The sequence below is a fragment of the Streptomyces sp. NPDC090106 genome (assembly GCF_044747265.1).
Classification (GTDB): domain Bacteria; phylum Actinomycetota; class Actinomycetes; order Streptomycetales; family Streptomycetaceae; genus Streptomyces.
This window is the reverse complement of record NZ_JBIVDS010000020.1, coordinates 91,117-109,492: the sequence shown is the minus strand read 5'-3', so window position 1 is coordinate 109,492 and position 18,376 is coordinate 91,117. Positions and strand designations below refer to the sequence as shown.

General features: G+C 71.9%; 19 protein-coding genes. 10 read left to right on the top strand and 9 right to left on the bottom strand.

Annotation, left to right across the window (positions count from 1 at the left end; all coding sequences use genetic code 11):
• From ACIPSE_RS42840 to ACIPSE_RS42830, 3 genes are read left to right on the top strand one after another with little or no spacing between them, the layout of a single operon-like run.
• Positions 1–999 carry a carbohydrate ABC transporter permease gene (locus ACIPSE_RS42840; protein ID WP_401674529.1) on the top strand — a complete coding sequence of 333 codons (999 nt, stop codon included), beginning with the start codon at positions 1–3 and terminating at the stop codon, positions 997–999.
• On the top strand, positions 996–1,823 hold the full coding sequence (locus ACIPSE_RS42835; RefSeq protein ID WP_401674526.1) for a carbohydrate ABC transporter permease: 828 nt from the start codon (positions 996–998) through the stop codon (positions 1,821–1,823). The genes ACIPSE_RS42840 and ACIPSE_RS42835 overlap by 4 nt, the downstream gene beginning before the upstream one ends.
• A 49-nt stretch (positions 1,824–1,872) precedes the next feature.
• Complete coding sequence (locus tag ACIPSE_RS42830; protein ID WP_401674524.1) at positions 1,873–2,907, top strand: endo-1,4-beta-xylanase; 1,035 nt, start codon at positions 1,873–1,875, stop codon at positions 2,905–2,907.
• A gap of 99 nt (positions 2,908–3,006) precedes the next feature.
• Here ACIPSE_RS42830 and ACIPSE_RS42825 read toward each other — a convergent pair whose 3' ends face one another.
• From ACIPSE_RS42825 to ACIPSE_RS42815, 3 genes are all read right to left on the bottom strand, one after another.
• Positions 3,007–4,086 (bottom strand): LacI family DNA-binding transcriptional regulator, encoded by a 1,080-nt coding sequence (locus tag ACIPSE_RS42825; RefSeq protein WP_401674523.1) that lies wholly within the window; start codon positions 4,084–4,086, stop codon positions 3,007–3,009.
• Between the two features lie 207 nt (positions 4,087–4,293).
• Entirely contained in the window at positions 4,294–4,500 is a 207-nt protein-coding gene (locus tag ACIPSE_RS42820; RefSeq protein WP_388377161.1) for a DUF5999 family protein, read from the bottom strand.
• 334 nt (positions 4,501–4,834) lie between these two features.
• Positions 4,835–5,419: a hypothetical protein gene (locus tag ACIPSE_RS42815; protein ID WP_401674519.1), complete on the bottom strand. Its 585-nt coding sequence runs from the start codon at positions 5,417–5,419 to the stop codon at positions 4,835–4,837.
• Between the two features lie 562 nt (positions 5,420–5,981).
• Here ACIPSE_RS42815 and ACIPSE_RS42810 point away from each other — a divergent pair.
• Entirely contained in the window at positions 5,982–7,499 is a 1,518-nt protein-coding gene (locus ACIPSE_RS42810) for a glutamate--cysteine ligase (protein WP_401674517.1), read from the top strand.
• A gap of 3 nt (positions 7,500–7,502) precedes the next feature.
• Here the strand turns inward: ACIPSE_RS42810 and ACIPSE_RS42805 are convergent, their stop codons facing one another.
• Positions 7,503–9,275: a substrate-binding and VWA domain-containing protein gene (locus ACIPSE_RS42805; RefSeq protein WP_401674514.1), complete on the bottom strand. Its 1,773-nt coding sequence runs from the start codon at positions 9,273–9,275 to the stop codon at positions 7,503–7,505.
• A gap of 186 nt (positions 9,276–9,461) precedes the next feature.
• Between ACIPSE_RS42805 and ACIPSE_RS42800 the strand changes: the two genes are divergently transcribed.
• A complete protein-coding gene (locus ACIPSE_RS42800; RefSeq protein ID WP_401674511.1) occupies positions 9,462–10,262 on the top strand; it encodes a CPBP family intramembrane glutamic endopeptidase in 801 nt (266 codons plus the stop codon).
• 15 nt (positions 10,263–10,277) lie between these two features.
• On the opposite strand, the gene ACIPSE_RS42795 is transcribed toward ACIPSE_RS42800, so the two are convergent.
• On the bottom strand, positions 10,278–11,087 hold the full coding sequence (locus ACIPSE_RS42795; protein ID WP_401674508.1) for a PhzF family phenazine biosynthesis protein: 810 nt from the start codon (positions 11,085–11,087) through the stop codon (positions 10,278–10,280).
• A gap of 153 nt (positions 11,088–11,240) precedes the next feature.
• On the opposite strand from ACIPSE_RS42795, the gene ACIPSE_RS42790 reads away from it, so the two are divergent.
• The 3 genes from ACIPSE_RS42790 to ACIPSE_RS42780 all read left to right on the top strand — a co-directional run bounded on the left by ACIPSE_RS42790 (position 11,241) and on the right by ACIPSE_RS42780 (position 14,394).
• Positions 11,241–12,017, top strand: a complete 777-nt coding sequence (locus ACIPSE_RS42790) for a cyclase family protein (RefSeq protein WP_401674506.1) — start codon at positions 11,241–11,243, stop codon at positions 12,015–12,017.
• Complete coding sequence (locus ACIPSE_RS42785) at positions 12,014–13,642, top strand: thiamine pyrophosphate-binding protein (RefSeq protein ID WP_401674503.1); 1,629 nt, start codon at positions 12,014–12,016, stop codon at positions 13,640–13,642. The genes ACIPSE_RS42790 and ACIPSE_RS42785 overlap by 4 nt, the downstream gene beginning before the upstream one ends.
• Before the next feature lie 128 nt (positions 13,643–13,770).
• Positions 13,771–14,394, top strand: coding sequence for a PadR family transcriptional regulator (locus ACIPSE_RS42780; protein WP_401674501.1), 624 nt, complete (start codon positions 13,771–13,773; stop codon positions 14,392–14,394).
• Between the two features lie 91 nt (positions 14,395–14,485).
• On the opposite strand, the gene ACIPSE_RS42775 is transcribed toward ACIPSE_RS42780, so the two are convergent.
• Both ACIPSE_RS42775 and ACIPSE_RS42770 read right to left on the bottom strand, forming a co-directional pair.
• The gene (locus tag ACIPSE_RS42775) at positions 14,486–14,914 is read right to left on the bottom strand and encodes an SRPBCC family protein (protein WP_401674498.1); all 429 of its coding nucleotides are present in this window, start codon (positions 14,912–14,914) and stop codon (positions 14,486–14,488) included.
• Between the two features lie 114 nt (positions 14,915–15,028).
• Positions 15,029–15,217: a hypothetical protein gene (locus tag ACIPSE_RS42770; protein WP_401674600.1), complete on the bottom strand. Its 189-nt coding sequence runs from the start codon at positions 15,215–15,217 to the stop codon at positions 15,029–15,031.
• 163 nt (positions 15,218–15,380) lie between these two features.
• Here ACIPSE_RS42770 and ACIPSE_RS42765 point away from each other — a divergent pair, with 163 nt between their 5' ends.
• Positions 15,381–15,947, top strand: coding sequence for a Clp protease N-terminal domain-containing protein (locus ACIPSE_RS42765; protein ID WP_401674495.1), 567 nt, complete (start codon positions 15,381–15,383; stop codon positions 15,945–15,947).
• A gap of 93 nt (positions 15,948–16,040) precedes the next feature.
• A complete protein-coding gene (locus ACIPSE_RS42760; RefSeq protein ID WP_401674492.1) occupies positions 16,041–17,045 on the top strand; it encodes an EamA family transporter in 1,005 nt (334 codons plus the stop codon).
• Between the two features lie 9 nt (positions 17,046–17,054).
• Here the strand turns inward: ACIPSE_RS42760 and ACIPSE_RS42755 are convergent, their stop codons facing one another.
• Entirely contained in the window at positions 17,055–17,687 is a 633-nt protein-coding gene (locus ACIPSE_RS42755) for an FMN-binding negative transcriptional regulator (protein ID WP_401674491.1), read from the bottom strand.
• Positions 17,687–18,361 carry a pyridoxamine 5'-phosphate oxidase family protein gene (locus tag ACIPSE_RS42750; RefSeq protein WP_401674488.1) on the bottom strand — a complete coding sequence of 225 codons (675 nt, stop codon included), beginning with the start codon at positions 18,359–18,361 and terminating at the stop codon, positions 17,687–17,689. The genes ACIPSE_RS42755 and ACIPSE_RS42750 overlap by 1 nt, the downstream gene beginning before the upstream one ends.
• Between the last annotated feature and the right edge of the window lie 15 nt (positions 18,362–18,376).

Sequence of the window (18,376 nt, the reverse complement as noted above, 5' to 3'; positions counted from 1 at the left end):
ATGACCTCCACGTTCCTCGCAGACAAGCGCAGCGGCCCCGACGCCGGTCCGCCGCCCCCGGACGCCGACGCGCGCCGGGGGCGGGCCCGGCGCCGCCTGCTCGACTGGCTGACGGCGATGGGGTTCCAGGTCCCCGCCCTGGTGCTGTTCACCGGGCTCGTGCTGCTGCCGATGCTGTTCGCGCTGTACGCCGCGTTCTTCCGCTGGGGCGGCTTCGGGATGCCCGAGGACTACGTCGGCGTCGACAACTTCACCGACCTCTTCCACAACCCCGTGTTCCTGGGCGACCTGTGGCGCTGCCTCGTCCTGGTCCTGCTCTCCCTCGCGATCCAGCTCCCCTTCGCGCTCGCCATGGCCGTCCTCCTCAACCAGCGGCTGCGCGGCCGGGCCGTCTACCGGATGCTGTTCTTCGCGCCCTACGTGCTCTCCGAGGCCATCACCGGCGTCCTGTTCAGCATGGTGTTCGCCCCGGACGACGGTCTCGCCGACCATCTCCTCGGCGGCATCGGCCTGGACGGCGTCGGCGGCGAGTGGTTCGCCGACCCCTCGTACGTCATGGCGACGCTCTTCATCGTCATGACGTGGAAGTACTTCGGCTTCCATATGATGCTCTACCTGGCCGGACTCCAGTCCGTGCCCAAGGAGTTGACCGAGGCGGCGCTGATCGACGGGGCCGGCCCCTGGCAGCGGTTCCGCAGCGTCACCCTGCCGCTGCTCGCGCCGACGATCCGGATCAGCGTGTTCCTGTCCGTCATCGGGTCGATCCAGCTCTTCGACCTCGTGTGGGTGGTCACCCAGGGCGGACCCGACCACCACTCCGAGACCATGGCCGTCACGATGTTCCAGTACGGCTTCAAGCGCTACCAGGTCGGCTACGCCAGCGCGATCAGTGTCGTCATGTTCGGCATCTGCCTCGTCTTCGCCCTCGCCTACCAGCGGTTCGTGCTCCGCCGCGACCTCGAAGGGGCCACCACGACGATGAGGGGGGCCGGGAAATGAGCCGCCGGAACACACGGTCACTGCCGTTGCACGGCATCCTCGTCCTCGTCGGCGCCCTCATGGTCGTCCCGCTCGTCTACGCCGTCCTGTCCGGCTTCAAGTCCACCGACGAGCTGTCCCGCAACCCCTTCGGGCTGCCCGAGCACTGGCTGACCGGGAACTACACGGACATCCTCGGCTCGGGCGACTTCTGGAAGCTGCTCGGCAACAGCACGCTGATCGCGATCGCCACGACCGTGCTCGTCGTCGCCGTGTCGGCGCTCGCCGCGTTCTCCTTCGCGCGGTTCGCGTTCCGGGGGCGGGAGGTGCTGTTCACCTTCTTCACGATGGGGCTGATGTTCCCCTTCGCGGTGGCCGCCCTGCCGCTGTTCCTGCTGCTGCGCCAACTGGGGCTGCTGGACAACCCGTTGGGGGTGATCCTGCCGCAGGCCGCGTTCGGGCTGCCGATGACCATCATCATCCTGCGGGCCTTCTTCCGCGAGATCCCGGGGGAGTTGGAGGAGGCGGCCACCCTCGACGGCTGCGGACCGCTCGGGTTCATGTGGCGGGTGCTGCTGCCGATGGCGCGGCCCGCGCTCGGCACGGTCTCGGTGCTCGCCGTCGTCACGAGCTGGAACAACTTCATGCTGCCGCTGCTGGTGTTCACCGACAACACCTGGTGGACGCTGCCCATCGGCGTCCAGCAGTTCCAGGGCCAGTACTCCGCCGAGTACGCGCGCGTCTTCGCCTATCTCGTCCTCGCGATGGTCCCCGCCCTCGCCTTCTACTCGGTCGCCGAACGCCAGCTCGTCGGCGGCCTCACCGCCGGAGCCACCAAAGGCTGACGGCCCACCCCGTACGGCTCACCCACCCCCGCACGTGAGGAGTCGCACCATGCGCACCCACCGTCTGAGACTCGCCGGCGTCGTCGCCGCGGTCCTGGTGGCGGTCACCGCCCCCACCGCCCAGGCCGGTCACCGGGACCCCACCCTCGCCGACCTCGCCCAGCGCCACGGCCGCTACTTCGGCAGCGCCACCGACAACCCCGAACTCGTCGACGAGCCCTACAAGGCCGTGCTGGGCTCCGAGTTCGACCAGATCACCCCCGGCAACGGCATGAAGTGGTACGCCACCGAACCCCAGCAGGGCGTCTTCGACTTCACCAAGGGCGACGAGATCGTCGACTTCGCCCGCGCCCACCACCAGAAGGTGCGTGGCCACACCCTGGTCTGGCACAGCCAGCTCCCCGGCTGGCTCACCGGCAAGGAGTGGACGGCCGACGAACTGCGGGCCGTCCTGAAGAACCACATCCAGACCGAGGTGCGCCACTACCGCGGCAAGGTCTTCGCCTGGGACGTCGTCAACGAGGCGTTCAACGAGGACGGCACCTGGCGCGACACCGTCTTCTACCGCACCCTCGGCCCCGGTTACATCGCCGACGCCCTGCGCTGGGCCCGCCAGGCCGACCCCAAGGTCAAGCTCTACCTCAACGACTACAACATCGAGACGGTCGGCGCGAAGAGCGACGCCTACTACGCCCTCGCCAAGGAGCTGAAGGCCCAGGGCGTCCCCCTCGACGGCATCGGCCTCCAGGCCCATCTGGCCCTCCAGTACGGCTATCCCACCTCGCTGGAGGAGAACCTGCGCCGTTTCGCGAAGCTCGGTCTGGACACCGCGCTCACCGAGGTCGACATCCGCATGATCCTGCCCGCGACCGAGGAGAAGCTCGCCCAGCAGGCCCAGTGGTACGCCGACCTGACCGACGCCTGCCTCGCGGTGCGGCGCTGCGTCGGCATCACCGTCTGGGACTACACGGACAAGTACAGCTGGATCCCCGCGTTCTTCGAGGGCCAGGGCGCCGCCCTGCCCTGGGACGAGCAACTCCTGCCCAAGCCCGCGTACTTCGCGATCCGGGACGCGCTGAGGTAGCCGTCCCGCGGTGAGACGCCCGGCGGCTGGGCAAGGAGGGGAGTCCGCCGGGACGCGACCCGGCCCGGCGGTGTGGCCCACCACCGGGCCGGAGTCGTGTCACAGAGCGCCGTACCGGCCCGAGGGCACCTGAGGGCCGGACTCCCGTGGGTCACAGGGGGCCGTGCTGGCCCGCACCACCAGCTCCGTGCCGAGTTCCACCCTCGGCGCGTCCGGCCGTTCCGCGCGCGCGAGCCCGAGCACGGTGCGCACGGCGAGCTTGCCCATCTCGGCGAGCGGCTGCCGTACGGTCGTCAACGGCGGCGCGGACCAACGGACTTCCGGAAGGTCGTCGAAGCCGACCAGGCTCATGTCCTGCGGCACCCGCAGCCCGCGCTGCCGCAGCGCCTCGATCGCGCCGAGCGCCATCTGGTCGCTCGCCGCGAAGACCGCGGTCGGCGGCCGGGGCAGGTCGAGCAGCGCGGAGCAGCCGGTGAACCCGGACTCGGGGCGGAAGTCGCCGGGGACGACGAGCTCGTCGTCGACGGTGAGCCCCGCGCCCTCCAGGGCCGCGCGGTAGCCGTCGAACCGGGCCCGGGAGCAGAGCAGCCGGGGCGGGCCCGCGATCATCGCGATCCTGCGGTGGCCGAGCGAGAGCAGATGCCGGGTGGCCGCCATGCCGCCGGACCAGTTCGCGGCACCGATCGTCGGGGCGTCGAGGGTGGGCGAACCCGCCGGGTCGACGACGACCAGCGGGACACCGAGGACGCGCAACTCCTCGTGCAGCAGGGGGTCCAGGTCCGAGGTGACCAGGATGACGCCGTCGGAGGCGCGGGCCCGCAGATTGCGCATCCACTCCCGGGCGTCCCCGGAACGGCCGTGGATCGCCGAGACCACCGTGCCCACCCCGGCCGCGTGCGCGACCTCCTCGACCCCTCGGATGATCTCCACCGCCCAGGGGCTGTCCAGGTCGTTGAAGACCAGGTCGAGCAGGGCGGCACCGGGTCCGGCGGCGGGGCGCCGGCGGTAGTCGTGCCGCCGCAGCAGCTCCTCGACCAGGGCCCGGGTGCGGGGCGAGACATCGGAACGGCCGTTGACGACCCGGGACACCGTGGGCACCGAGACCCCGGCCTGCCGGGCGATCTCGGCGATCGTGACGCGGCCGGCCGGCCCGGCGGTGCCGCCCTCGTCTGCTGCCAACTCCCCACCTCCGTCGACGGAGTGAAACTTCCAGAAGTGTTCCGGAAAACGACCGGGGAGGGGAGGGGATCGCGGCGGATCAGCGTACGGCGCCCGCGGCGCTACGCGCAGTGACCGGACCCGGACATGCGTCGGGGCCGGTTCGCGGCAGGGTGTCCGCGTCCGGCCCCTCTCGGTCTCCGGGCGGCCGTGGCCGTCCGGTGCGCCTCAGGCGGCGGTCATCACCTGTTCGGTGCCCAGTGGGCGGTGCGGGGCGATGATCTGTCCGTCGGGCAGGAGCTCACCGGTGTCCTCGAAGAGCAGAACGCCGTTGCACAGCAGGCTCCATCCCTGCTCCGGGTGGTGCGCCACAAGGCGGGCGGACTCCCGGTCGGCGGACTCTGCGGTGGGGCACGGTGGCTGGTGCTGGCACATGGGTGGGATCTTTCGCTTTGTCGTGGGTTTCATGGCCGCCCCCGTTGTGATAAGTCGGTCGGAACCAGTGTTGCCCCACGGGCGTCGATCCGCAGGGATTTGGCAGCACCGCTCCTCACAGGTTCATGACGCATCACCCGCGCGGACGGTTCATTCCAACTGAGCTGTCGCTTCGGGTGGTTCGCGATGGCCGGATAGAACTAGTCCGGATGGGTCGCAGGCGCTGAGAAGGCTCGTACGAGCCAGAGAAAGCTCGTACGAGCCATGGTCCCAGACGGGGGTCGACGTTCGATCGAGCGCGGCTCGTGCGCCGTTCGGGGTCCGGCCCGCGATCTCAGACGGGCTGGCCGAGGAGGCGCGCGGGCGTCACGCGGTGGGTGAGCACCGGGAGGAGTTCGGCGACGCGGTGCGGCCGGTGGGCGGCGATACCGGGTGGGGCGGGCGCGAGCGGCACGAGCAGATCGGTGGCGGCGGGGTGGCCGGCGGCGCCGTCCGCCGTGAGGTCGCCGTGCAGCCAGAGGGTCAGCATGTACAGGCCCGGCACCGACAGCAGGCGGGGCTGGTATGGCTGTTGCATCGTCTCCGCCTGGCGCAGCGCGCGTTCGGTGGAGGCGATGTAGGGGCCCTCGAAGAAGTGCGAGAAGGCCCAGCCGTCCGGGGTCGTGCGGGTGTCGGCCGCGGCCACCGCGCGCTCTCCGCAACGGATCAGGAACCGCCACCCGGCGAGACGGGTGGCGGACACCCCCGCGGCGGTGATGTCGTCCAGGACGTGCAGCGGCAGGGGGAGTTCGGGTGTGACCGGGCCCTGGGCGGTCCGCAGGGACGGGGTCCGGGCCTCGCGGACGGCGGTGGGCGAACCCAGTGCGGTGAGAACGGAGCGAAGGGCGGGCGCGGGGACCGGGGGCACATGCAGCGGCATGGTGGGTCGCCTCTCATTCGACAGGCACGGTGGCGCGAGGGCGTGGGCGGACGGCGCTGTCAGCTCGCGGGTGGTAGAGAGGCGGGGTCCGGGTCGGGGTGCGCGTGCTGGAGGAGCCGGGGGATGGGGTCTGCCGCACGTCACCTGACGGCAGGATCACTACGACCGTGGGCGCCAACCTTCTGCCTCGTTCGCGGAGTTTATACGACGCGTGTTCAGACGCTGTTTCGTCTAGCCGCTTCCGGGCTGTCGGGCAAGGGTTCTATCAGTCGGCGATACGCGGGAATCATCCCGAATCCGAGTCGGCCCCACGGCCGTGACCTCGATGAATGCGAAGAGTGCGGTCGGCCAATTGTCGTCGGCGTTTTTCACGAGATGTTCAGGGAACTCGGATCCGCACACCGACCCATGCCCGGTGAATGTGCCCCAGGTCACTTCCACCAGCGTAGCGGGCATGGGGTCGGCGCGGGACGTTATCGATCGCTTCCGCTGGGCATCATCCCACCTGACCCGGACACGGCGACCGATCTTCGGGGGTCGCCCTTCGAGGAGGGACGCTTCGATGGGGGAGAAGGTCGTGGCAGGTCGTTTCGACCTGTCGGATCGCCAGCACTACCGGGACAAGCTCCAGAAGTGTCTGACGGGTCTGGAGCGGCTGCTGGCCCAGAAGCGGTTCGACCGCCCGAGGAACCTCATGGGGCTGGAGATCGAACTGAATCTCACCGGCGCCGACGGGATGCCGAAAATGTTGAACGGGCAGGTACTGGAAAGGATCGCCAGCCGGGATTTCCAAACAGAACTCGCCATGTTCAATCTGGAAGTCAACATAGCCCCACACCCTTTGGGGGGCCGGGTATTCGACCGGCTCGCCGAGGAAATACGGACGGCGTTGGCATATGCCCACCGGAAAGCGGGTGAACTCGACGCGGGGATCGTGATGATCGGCATTCTGCCGACCCTCGACCGGGACGACCTGGTCTCCTCCAACCTCTCCGAGGTCGACCGCTACCGGCTCCTCAACGACCAGATCGTCGCCGCCCGGGGCGAGGACTTCACCCTCGACATCGACGGCGTCGAACACCTCGTCTGCACCTCGAAGTCCATCGCCCCCGAGGCCGCCTGCACCTCCGTGCAACTGCACCTCCAGGTCACCCCGGGCCGCTTCGCCGACGTGTGGAACGCCGCCCAGGCCGTGGCCGCCGTCCAGGTCGCCATCGGCGCCAACTCCCCGTTCCTGTTCGGGCGTGAGCTGTGGCCCGAGTCCCGGCCTCCGCTCTTCCAGCAGTCCACCGACACCCGCCCGCCCGAACTCCAGGCCCAGGGCGTACGGCCGCGTACCTGGTTCGGCGAGCGGTGGATCTCCTCCGCGCACGAGCTCTTCGAGGAGAACCTGCGCTACTTCCCGGCCCTCCTGCCGATCTGCGACGAGGAGGAACCCCTCGACGTGCTCGACGCCGGCGGTGTCCCCTCCCTCGCCGAACTCGTCCTGCACAACGGCACGGTGTACCGCTGGAACCGCCCCGTGTACGGCATCGCCGACGGCGTGCCCCACCTGCGCGTCGAGAACCGCGTCCTGCCCGCGGGCCCCACCGTCACCGACGTCATCGCCAACGCCGCCTTCTACTACGGCGTCGTCCGCGCCCTCGCCGAGGAGTCCCGGCCGGTCTGGACCCGGCTGCCCTTCGAGACGGCCGCCGCCAACTTCGACGCCGCCTGCCGGCACGGCATCGACGCCCGCCTCGACTGGCCCCGGCGCGGTCGCTACGGCGCCCCGGTCACGGTCGACGCCGTCACCCTCGTACGCGACGAACTGCTGCCGCTCGCCGAGGCCGGGCTGGACGCGTGGGGGGTGGATCCGGCGGACCGGGACCACTACCTCGGGGTCATCGACGAGCGGTGCAGGCGCCGTACCAACGGCGCGGCGTGGCAGTCGGCCACCTTCCACCGGGCGCTGGAGTCGGGGCTCGACCGGGGGGCCGCGCTGGCCGCGACGACCCGCAGATACAGCGAGCTGATGCATCTCGGGGAGCCGGTGCACACCTGGCCGGTGGGCCTGCCCGAGCCGGTGCCCCTCGGGTGAGGATCAGCGCCGGGCGCCGCCCTGGGCGCCCGCCGTCACGATCGCCTTGAGGATCACCTCGTGGATCTGCGCCGGGTCGTTGACCTGCTCGCCGGTCCCGCCGGTGATCCGGGCGATCTGGTCGGCCTCCTCGCGGTCCGCGTCCGGACCGACCGCGATCATGATCAGCGGCACCGGACGTTCGGGATCGACCAGCTCCTCCAGCCGGTCGAGCAGCGCGCCGCGTGTGATGCTGCCCGGGTCCTGGTTGACCCCGTCGGTCAGGACGACCAGAGCGTTGAACCTGCCCTCGGCGTACGAGGCGACGGCGTCCTTGTAGGCGGCGAGCGTCGTGTCGTACAGGCCCGTCGCCCCGCCGGGGACCGGGGCCAGGTCGCCGAACGCGGCGGAGAGCCGGTCGCGCTGGGTGCCGGAGCCCTTGGAGTCGCCCAGCCGGTCCGTGGGGACGAGGACGCGGTAGTCCTTGTCCCCGTCGAGCTTCGTGGAGAACTCCCACAGCCCGATCTCGTCCTCCGGGGTGAACGTCGCCAGCGCCTGGAGGAGGGACGCCTTCGTCACCTCCATCCGGGACCGGCCCGTGCCCGGCACCTGCTCGGACATCGACGACGACGCGTCCACCACCGTCGTGACCCGCGCGCTCTGCACGGTGATCGTCCAGGTGCCGAGCGCCTCCTGGAGCTCCGCCTCGGACGCCGGTTCCGCGGCCTCCCGCGCGTACGGCTGGGGCTTGTCGCCGCCCGCGCCCGTCACGAGCGTGCGCGGCACCTCGTCCCCGGAGGTGCGGAAACCGTGCTCGTGCAGCAGCTTCTGCTGCTCCGGCTTGCCCAGGTAGTTGACGAACCTGAGGGCCGCCCGGCTCTCGTCCGTGGTCAGCGCCGCCTGGTCGACGAGCGTGTACGGGAAGTCGAGGCGGGGCGAGCCGTCCTTCGGGTAGAAGAGGTCGAGGCCGTCCCCGTCCCCCGAGGCGTTGTACGCGAACGCCGCCTGCTCGCTCAGGATCAGCGCCTGGTTGCGCTTGGGGTTGCCCTGCTCGGTGCCCGAGGAGTCACGTGGCAGTGTGTCGACGACCTGCGTGTCGCTGTCGGAGGTGCGCTGCGAGAGGGTCTTCATCATCGCCGCGGCCTGGGTGTCCCCGCCCTCCAGCTGCCCGGCGGCCGAGGTGAGCCGACTCAGCGCCAGCAGCCCCGTCGCACTGCGCGCGGGATCGGCCGCGCCCAGCTTCAGCGAGTCGTCCGCCAGGGCCGCGCCCGCCAGCTCGATCCACGAGTACGTCTTCTCCGGCCAGCCCAGCGACTGCGCGGCCTGCGGCACCATCGCCACCCCGACCGGCGAGGAGGCGAAGCTGCCGACCGGCGTCACCTCGGTGGCCTTCGTGTCCGCCGCGACCCGGTCGACCCACAGCTCCGAGTCCGGCACCCACACCTGCGCGTCCGGCTTGCGGCCCGCGAGCAGGGTGTCCGCGACCTTGTATGCGTCGCTCGCCGTCACCGACACGTCCACACAGCGCCCGTCGGAGGTGAGGGCGTCGTCCCGGGCCCGGTCCGCCGCAGCGCTCAGGGCCGGGGCCATGTCGGGGGAGGCCGCGAACCGGAGCTTCACCGCGTCCTCGCGGCAGGAGGAACCGAAGGAGAGCAGTCCGCTCTGCACGGCCGCCGCGGCGCCGCCCGCGACGGTCAGGACGAGCACCGTCGCGACCGCCACCGAGCGGCGGCGGGCACGTGGACGGGGGTCGCTGCCGCCCGCCCCATACTGATCGGGCAAGCTGTGACGTCCCATGACGGTGGTGCCCCTCCCTGTCGGACCTGCTGGCGATCAGCCGGCCGTATGGCACGCGGTGGGAGGCACGCTCCGTACGGTGTCCGTCCCCCGACGGCCTGTCACGCACGATCTTCGTAAGTTCTTTCGAGGACCCTAGCGGGGCCGCACGGGGCATGGGACGGGATTACTGAATTGGAGTCAGGTGTGCAGGCAGAGACGGGTGCGGTGGCTGATTCCCTTCCGCCGGAGCGGTCCTCGCGGCGGATCCTCCGTGACGAGACACTGCTCGTTCTGGGGCTTTCGCTCGGTGCGAGCGGAGTGTCCGCCCTGATCAGTTTTGTCGGATCGGTCACCAAACCGGGCGGCCTCAAGGACCAGGCGGCGACCCTCAACGCCTCGGCCGCACCGGGCCGTCCCTGGCTCGATCTCGCCTGGCAGCTGTTCGGGATCGCCTCCTCCCTCGTGCCCGTCCTGCTCGTCGCGCACCTGCTGCTGCGCGAGGGCGGCAGCCTGCGCACCCTCGGCTTCGACCGCACCAGGCCGTGGTTCGACCTCGCCCGCGGCGCCGGGATCGCGGCGGTCATCGGCAGCACCGGCATCGCCTTCTACCTGGCCGCACGCGGTCTCGGCTTCAACCTCACGGTGGTGCCCGAGGCGCTGCCCGACGTGTGGTGGAAGTACCCCGTGCTGATCCTCTCGGCCCTCCAGAACGCGATCCTCGAAGAGGTCATCGTCGTCGGCTATCTGCTGCGCAGACTGGGCCAGCTCGGCTGGACCCCCGGCACGGCCCTGGTGGCCAGTTCCGTACTGCGGGGGTCCTACCACCTCTACCAGGGCATCGGCGGGTTCATCGGCAACATGGTGATGGGCGTGGTCTTCGTCTACCTGTACCGCAGGTGGGGCCGGGTGGGTCCCCTGGTGGTGGCGCATTCCCTGCTCGACATCGGAGCCTTCGTCGGCTATGCGCTGCTCGCGGGCCACGTTTCCTGGCTCCCCACGGCGTGATCCGTCCGCTCGGCCCTAGACCAGGAGTTCGCCCTCGATCGTCGTGACCGCCCGGCCCGTCAGGAGGGTGCGGGAGCCCTGGAGGGTGGTGCGGACCCGGCCGGAGCGCGGGGAGGCCTGGAGGCCGGTCAGGTCGTCGCGGCCGAGGCGGGCCGACCAGTGCGGGGCCAGCGCCGTGTGGGCGCTGCCGGTGACCGGGTCCTCGTCGATGCCGACGTTGGGGAAGAAGCACCGCGACACGAAGTCGTAGCCCAGCTCCGGGTTCTCCGCCCGGGCCGTGGCGATGATCCCGCGCGCGGAGAACGCGCCGAGCGCCTTGTGGTCGGGCCGCAGGGCGTGCACGGTCTTCTCGTCGGCCAGCTCGATCAGCAGGTCCCCGACGTCGGGCCCCGTGTAGAACGCGGCCAGCGGCTCCGCGCCCAGCGCCTCGGCGACCCCCTCCGGCAGCGCCACCGGGGTCAGCGGCGCCGTCGGGAAGTCGAGGGTGATCCAGCCGTCGTCGCCCGGCGTCGCGATGAGCACGCCGCTGCGGGTCGCGAACCGCACCGGACCCGTGTGCGCGCTGGTGCTGTGCAGGACGTGCGCCGTGGCCAGGGTCGCGTGCCCGCACATGTTCACCTCGGCGACCGGGGTGAACCAGCGCAGCGCCCAGTCGGCCTCGCCGCCCGCGGGCAGCCGGTGGGCGAACGCCGTCTCGGCGTGGTTGACCTCCAGGGCCACGCTCTGCAACCAGTTGTCGTCCGGGAAGGCGTCCAGGAGCAGGACCCCGGCCGGGTTGCCGGCGAACGGGCGGTCGGTGAACGCGTCGACGATTCGGATTCGCATGCCGTCGACGCTAGAGGCGCCGCGCGCCGCGGGCCAAGGCCAATTCGCGAGTCCTGGACCGATTTCCGGGCCGCGCCGGGATGCTGGACGCGCCCTGCGGCGGGTGCGAGGGTCGTCAACGCGTTCCGCGCCCACGACAGTCCGGAGGCCGTCATGTCCGTGCTCCAAGCCCTGTTGACCGCCCTGCGCGGCGGCTTTGTGGAGGTCGTCGACCTCACCGCGCCGCTCTCCGCCGAGACCCCCGTGATCCAGCTCCCCGAACCCTTCGGCCAGACACAGGTCTTCGCACTGGAGGAGATCAGCCGCTACGACGACCGCGGCCCCGCCTGGTACTGGAACAACATCCGCACGGGCGAACACACCGGCACCCACTTCGACGCCCCCAACCACTGGGTCACCGGCAAGGACCTCGCCGACGTGGCCTCCGTCCCGGTGAGCAGGCTGATCGCCCCCGCCGCCGTCCTCGACTTCTCCGAGCAGGCGGCGAAGGACCCCGACTTCCTCGTCGAGGTCGACCACATCAAGGCGTGGGAGGCCGAGCACGGACCCCTGCCCGACGGAGGCTGGCTGCTGCTGCGCACCGGCTGGGACGCCCGCTCCGACTCCCAGCGGGACTTCCTCAACGCCGACGGTGACGGCCCCCACACGCCCGGCCTGTCCCCGGAGTGCGCGCGCTGGGTCGCCGAGGAGTCCCCGGTGATCGGCCTCGGCACGGAGACCGTCGGCACGGACGCGGGCGCCGCCCACTCCTTCGAGCCCGCCTTCCCCTGCCACTCCCATCTCATGGGCAACGACAAGTACGGCCTGACCCAGCTCCGCAACCTTGCCGCGCTCCCCGCCACCGGAGCCCTCGTCCTCGCCGGACCGCTGCCGATCGTCACCGGCTCCGGCTCGCCCGCCCGCGTGCTCGCCCTGGTGGAGCGCTCGTGAAGGCCGCCGAGGCCGTCGGCCGCGCGCTGACCGCCGCCGGGGTCCACCAGGTGTTCGGTGTCGTCGGCTCCGGCAACTTCCACGTCACCAACGCGATGCTGGCCGCCGGTTCCCGGTTCGTCGCCGCCCGCCACGAGGGCGGCGCCGCCACCATGGCCGACGCCTACGCCCGTGTCAGCGGCACCGTGGCCGGGCTCAGCGTCCATCAGGGGCCCGGCCTGACCAACGCCCTGACCGGCATCGCCGAGGCCGCCAAGAGCCGCACCCCGCTCCTGGTCCTCGCCGCCGAGGCCACCCAGCCCTCCTCCAACTTCCATGTCGACCAGGAGGCGCTCGCGGTGGCCGTCGGCGCGGTGAGCGAACGGGTCACGTTCCCGCACTCGGCGGTCGACGTGGCCTGCGCCGCCGTCCGCCGGGCCCTGCACGAGCGCCGTACCGTGCTGCTCAACCTTCCGCTGGACGTGCAGGCCATGGAGGTGCCGGACACCGCCGCGATCGCGGCGGCCCCGCCCCCGCCGCGGGCCGCCGTGGAACCCGCGGAGGCGGACGTGACGGCCCTGGCCGCCGCCCTGGACCGGGCCCGCCGCCCGGTCTTCGTCGCCGGACGCGGCGCCCGCGACTCCGGCGAGGCCCTCGCCGCGCTCGCCGGCCGCCACGGCGCGCTGCTCGCGACCTCGGCCGTCGCCCACGGGCTGTTCCACGGCGACCCGTGGTCCCTCGGCATCTCCGGCGGCTTCGCCACCGACCTGGCCGCCGAGCTGATCCAGGGCGCCGACCTGATCGTCGGCTGGGGCTGCTCCCTGAACATGTGGACCATGCGGCACGGCCGTCTCATCGGCGACGACGCCACCGTCGTACAGGTCGACGACGACGCGTCCGCGCTCGGTGCCCACCGGGACGTCCACCTGGGGGTGACGGGGGACGTCGGGCGCACCGCGCGGCGGCTGCTGGAGCTGGCCGGGGAGCGGCGGCAGGGACTGCGCACGGACGAGGTCGCGCGGGCCCTCGCCGCCCGCGGCCGGTGGCGGGACGTGCCGCACGAGGACGAGAGCACCCGCGACCGGATCGATCCGCGCACCCTGAGCGTCGCCCTGGACGACATCCTCCCGGCCGAGCGGGTCGTCGGCGTCGACTCGGGCAACTTCATGGGCTACCCGAGCGCCTATCTCTCCGTCCCCGACCAGCACGGCTTCTGCTTCACTCAGGCCTTCCAGTCCATCGGCCTCGGCCTCGCCACCACGATCGGCGCCGCCCTCGCCCGCCCGGACCGGCTCCCGGTGGCCGCGCTCGGCGACGGGGGCGCGCTGATGGGCGTCGCCGAACTGGACACCGTGCGCCGGCTGGGCCTGCCGATGGTGGTCGTGGTCTACGACGACGAGGCCTACGGAGCCGAGGTCCACCACTTCGACGGCTTCCCCCTCGACACGGTCACCTTCCCGCCCACCGACCTCGCCGCCCTCGCCCGCGGCCACGGCTTCGAGGCGGTCACCGTGCGCGGGTCCGCCGACCTCAAGGCCGTCGAGGACTGGGTACGGGGACCGCGCTCCGCGCCGCTGCTGGTCGACGCGAAGGTCACCCGGGAGCGGGGCGCCTGGTGGCTGGAGGAGGCGTTCCGGGGCCACTGAGCCTCCATGAGGGCAGTCTCCGGCCGCTGCCGCCGAGCAAGGCTCCTGACCTGGGGCCTTGCCATGCGACACGTTCCGATATATCGTTGACGCATCGCGACAGATCAACGATGGATGGAGTGATGGCGATGCGTTCCCATGGATTCGAACGAGGACACCGTGGACCCGGCCCGCGTGGCGGCCGGGGTGGATTCGACGGCGCGCGTGGCGCCTTCGGGCCGTTCGGGCCCGGCGGCGGTCCGGGCGGCTTCGGGGGACCGGGCTTCGGTCCGGGGCCCTGGGGGCCGCGAGGGCGCGGAGGTCCGAGGGGGAGGGCGCGGCGCGGCGATGTACGCGCCTCGATCCTCGCCCTGCTCAGGGACCGGCCCATGCACGGCTACGAGATGATCCAGGAGATCGCCGAGCGCAGCGGCGGGGCGTGGAAGCCCAGTCCCGGCTCGGTGTACCCGACCCTCCAGCTGCTGGAGGACGAGGGCCTGATCACCAGTGAGAGCGAGGGCGGCAAGAAGCTGTACTCGCTCACCGACGCCGGCCGCACCGCGGCCGAGGAGGGCCCCGACGCACCCTGGGAGGAAGCCTCCCGAGGGGTGGACTTCGAGGCGCTCGGCGAGATCCGGCAGGCCGGCTTCGGTCTGATGGAGGCCTTCGGGCAGGTCTGGAAGACCGGCAGCAAGGAGCAGCGCGAGAAGGCGCTCGGCGTCATCAACGAGGCCCGCAAGAAGCTGTACCTGATCCTCGCCGACGAGGACTGACGTACCGCCGCAGGCCGGCGCACCACCCGGGAAGGGTGTCCCGCGGAACGCTCCGCGGGGCACCCTTCCCGTTCGTGTGTCTCCGTCCGCCTCAGCTCACCAGTCCCGAGAGCTTCTTCAGCGACTCGTTCAGGGCCGCGGTCCCCGAGTCCTTCAGCTTGCCCGCCATGAGCGACACCGCGGCGCCCGTGAACTCGCCGTCGATCCGCACCGTGGTGGCGTCCCCGTCGGGTGTGAGCGTGTAGCGCGTGGCCACCGTCACCGCCATCGGGCCCTTGCCCCTGATGGCGAAGGTCCGCGCGGGCTCCACCTCCTCGATGGTCCACTCGACCTCGGCCGGGAAGCCCATCAGCTTCATGTTCTCCTGGAAGGTCCCGCCCGCCTCCAGGGCCGCCGGACCGCCCTGCGGGAAGCTGGTGTGGGTGGCGTTCCATTCACCGTGGGAGGACCAGTCGGTGAGCTGGGTCCACACCTTCTCGGCGGGCGCCTCGATCCGTGCCTCCGCGCTGATCTCGGGCATGCGACCACCTCTTCGTCTCGGCCTGTGGTGTCGCGGAACGTAGCCGCAGGGATCGCAATACTCAATACTGATGAACCGTCAGAAAGTGTGGAGGGGCCGGGCGCGGATCGGCCCTCAGCCCACCAGCCGTATCAGCGCCGCGTCGAAGAGGTCCCACGCGCGCGGGAACGCGCTCTCGTCGTGGCAGTGCCACGCCTCCCAGAACAGGTCGGCGAGCAGCGCGTCCTCCGGGGCGTAGACCCGGTAGACGTACTGTCTCCCGTCGATGGCCGGCAGCGCCACCAGCCAGAACCTGCTCTCCATACCCGTCAGTGACGAACCCGGGGGGCACGGCGGTTGCCGGTGGGGCGTGAATACAGGCGGCGCGCGCCCCCGTGGGGGATACGGCGTGATCTCATCCGTAAGGAGGAGATTCCGGCCGGGGCCGTCCACTCTGCGTGGGACGCGAAGATGGTTCCCCTCGGGGATGCCCGGCGGCCGGGCGGCTGATGGGGTGGGGGATGTGCACTTCCCCATCCCCCGGCAGTCCGTGACCGAGCCGGGCGGCCACCGCGCGGACAACGATGCCAGGCTCGGCGAGGAGCTGGCAGCGGTCGTCTCCGGCGCCCGCCGGCGAGCGGTACGGGACGGCGACCGGCAGATCGACACCGCCCACCTGCTGCACTCCCTCCTGGAACACGACTCCGAGGCGCGCGCCGTCTTCGAGGACGGGCCGCAGCTCGCCCGGCTGCTCGCCTATCTCGTGCAGCGCAGCATCGGCTACGGCCTGCGCTGGCAGGGCAGCGTCGAGGACTCCGGCGCCGTGCCCGTGGTGGCCGTCACGGACGGCTTCTCGCCGCTGGCGGCCGGTGCCATGGAGTACGCCGTCGAGCGCGCGGTGGGCCGGGGCGGCGAGCGCGCCCACGGCGTCGACCTGCTCGCGGCCCTCGTCATGGACCCCGAGGCACGTGCCGTCGAGGTCCTCACGCACGCCGGTATCGACGTCAAGACGGTGCTCGGCGGGATCGAGCGGCGGCTGCCGGACGCCTGGTAGCGGCGCGGGCCCGTGGTGGCGGACCCGGTCGCGCGTCCACGCCCTGAGACAGGTGTCATAGGGGATGACGCTCATGTCGTCCCCTGTCATCATGTGCCGGTGCAGACGAAAGACAGCGGCGACGGCCACCAGGGACGAGGCGTCGGGCTCGGGCTCGCGCTCGTCTCGGCGGTCGCCTTCGGAGGTTCGGGAGTCGCGGCCAAGCCGCTGATCGAGGCGGGGCTCGACCCGCTCCACGTGGTGTGGCTGCGGGTCGCGGGCGCCGCGCTGGTGATGCTGCCGCTCGCCGTGCGCCACCGCGCGCTGGTGCGCAGCCGCCCCGCCCTGCTCGCCGGGTTCGGACTGCTCGGCGTCGCGGGCGTGCAGGCCTTCTACTTCGCCTCCATCTCCCGGATACCGGTCGGCGTCGCCCTGCTCCTGGAGTATCTGGCGCCCGCGCTCGTCCTCGGCTGGGTGCGGTTCGTGCAGCGACGGCCGGTGACCCGGGCCGCCGCGCTCGGTGTGGTCCTCGCCGTCGGCGGGCTCGCCTGTGTCGTCGAGGTGTGGGCCGGGCTGAGCGTCGACGCCCTCGGGCTGCTCCTCGCCCTCGGTGCGGCCTGCTGCCAGGTCGGCTACTTCGTCCTGTCCGACCAGGGAAGCGACTCCGGCACCGGCGCCCCCGACCCGCTCGGCGTCATCGCGTACGGCCTGCTGGTCGGCGCCGTCGTGCTCACCGTGGTGGCCCGCCCCTGGACGATGGACTGGTCCGTGCTCGGCGGCACCGCCGACATGAACGGCACCGACGTCACCGCCGCGCTGCTGCTCTCCTGGATCGTCCTGATCGCCACCGTCCTCGCCTACGTCACCGGCGTGGTCTCCGTGCGCCGCCTCTCCCCGCAGGTCGCCGGGGTCGTGGCCTGCCTCGAAGCGGTCATCGCGACGGTGCTGGCCTGGGTCCTGCTCGGCGAGCACCTGTCCGCGCCGCAGATCGCGGGCGGCGCGATCGTCCTCGCGGGCGCCTTCATCGCCCAGTCCTCCACCCCGGCCAGGACCACCCTGGAACCGATCGTGAGCGGCGGACCGGAGAAGGAGCTGTCCACCCCGTCGAGCGCCGCCTGAGCGGAGCGTTCAGCCGGTGCGGCGGCGCAGCAGGTGCTCGCGTGCCGCCGCGTCGCGCGGACCGGACCGGTCGGCGAGCCGGTCCGCGATCAGCCCCTGGATCTCCGGTGTGCGCCGCCCGCCGAACTTGAACTTGGCCCGCACCCCCGTGACGTCGAGGCGCAGCCCGCGAATGCCCGCCAGCAGACGCCCGTACGGCACCTCGCCGACCGCGGCCTCGGCCGAGCCTCCCCGCGGCTGATGGTGGCCGAGCTGCCGGTTGAGCAGCGCGGCCTTCAGCGCCGGGTCGTCCACCACATGCACCCGGCAGCGGAGCTGGACGGCCGCGTAGAAGCTGGTCGGCGTTCCGTGCTCGGACGGCTCGTCCGGGGCCGCCTGCCAGGGCCCCGGCACGTACACGTAGTCGTCGACCACGCTCAGCACGGCCACCGGGTGCGCCAGCAGCGCGGGCCACACCGGGTTCGGACGCGCGAGGTGGGTGACCGCCTCGCCGCGCCCGGCGTCGTAGGCGAAGTGCAGCGGCTGGACGAAGGGCGGTTCGCCGTCGAGGCCGTTGACGGCGAGCTGGCCGAAGTCCCTCTCCGCCAGCCAGTGCTGCCATTCGGCGTCGTCGCGGGGCGCGTCCCAGGGGTGGATCAGCATCAGCGGTCCGCGAGGTAGCCGGGGAGCGGGGTGCCGGGGGCCAGGTCCGGGTCGCCGACCGGGGCCTCGTACCCCGTGCGCAGCGGGACGACGCCGGCCCAGTGGGGCAGGGCGAGGTCCTCGGGCTCGTCGTTCACCCCGCCGGTGCGGCACTTCGCGGAGACCTCGTCCAGGTCGAGACGGATGACGGCGGTGGCGGCCAGCTCCTTCTTGTTGGCCGGCCGGGAGTCCCGCGACCGGCCCGCCACGACGTGGTCCACGAGCGCGTCCAGGGCCATCAGCTTCTCCTGCGGGTCCGTCACGTCGTACGCCGTGCCGTGCACCACCACGGAGCGGTAGTTGATCGAGTGGTGGAACGCGGAACGGGCGAGGATCAGCGCGTCGACATGCGTGACCGTCACGCACACCGGCAGCCCAGGGTCGGCCTGGCCGGTCATCCGCAGCGGGCGCGAACCCGTCGACCCGTGCAGGTAGAGCCGCTCGCCGACCCGGCCGTAGAGCGTCGGCAGGACGACCGGCGCGCCGTCGCGCACGAAGCCGAGATGACAGACGTAGGCCGCGTCGAGTATCGCGTGCACGAGCTCCTTGTCGTACGCGGCCCGGTCCGCGGAGCGGGTGGGGACGGTGCGGTCGGTGGGCGTGTAGGCGGTCCGGTCGGACGCGGTCCCCTGCATGGCGGTCTCCGTCGA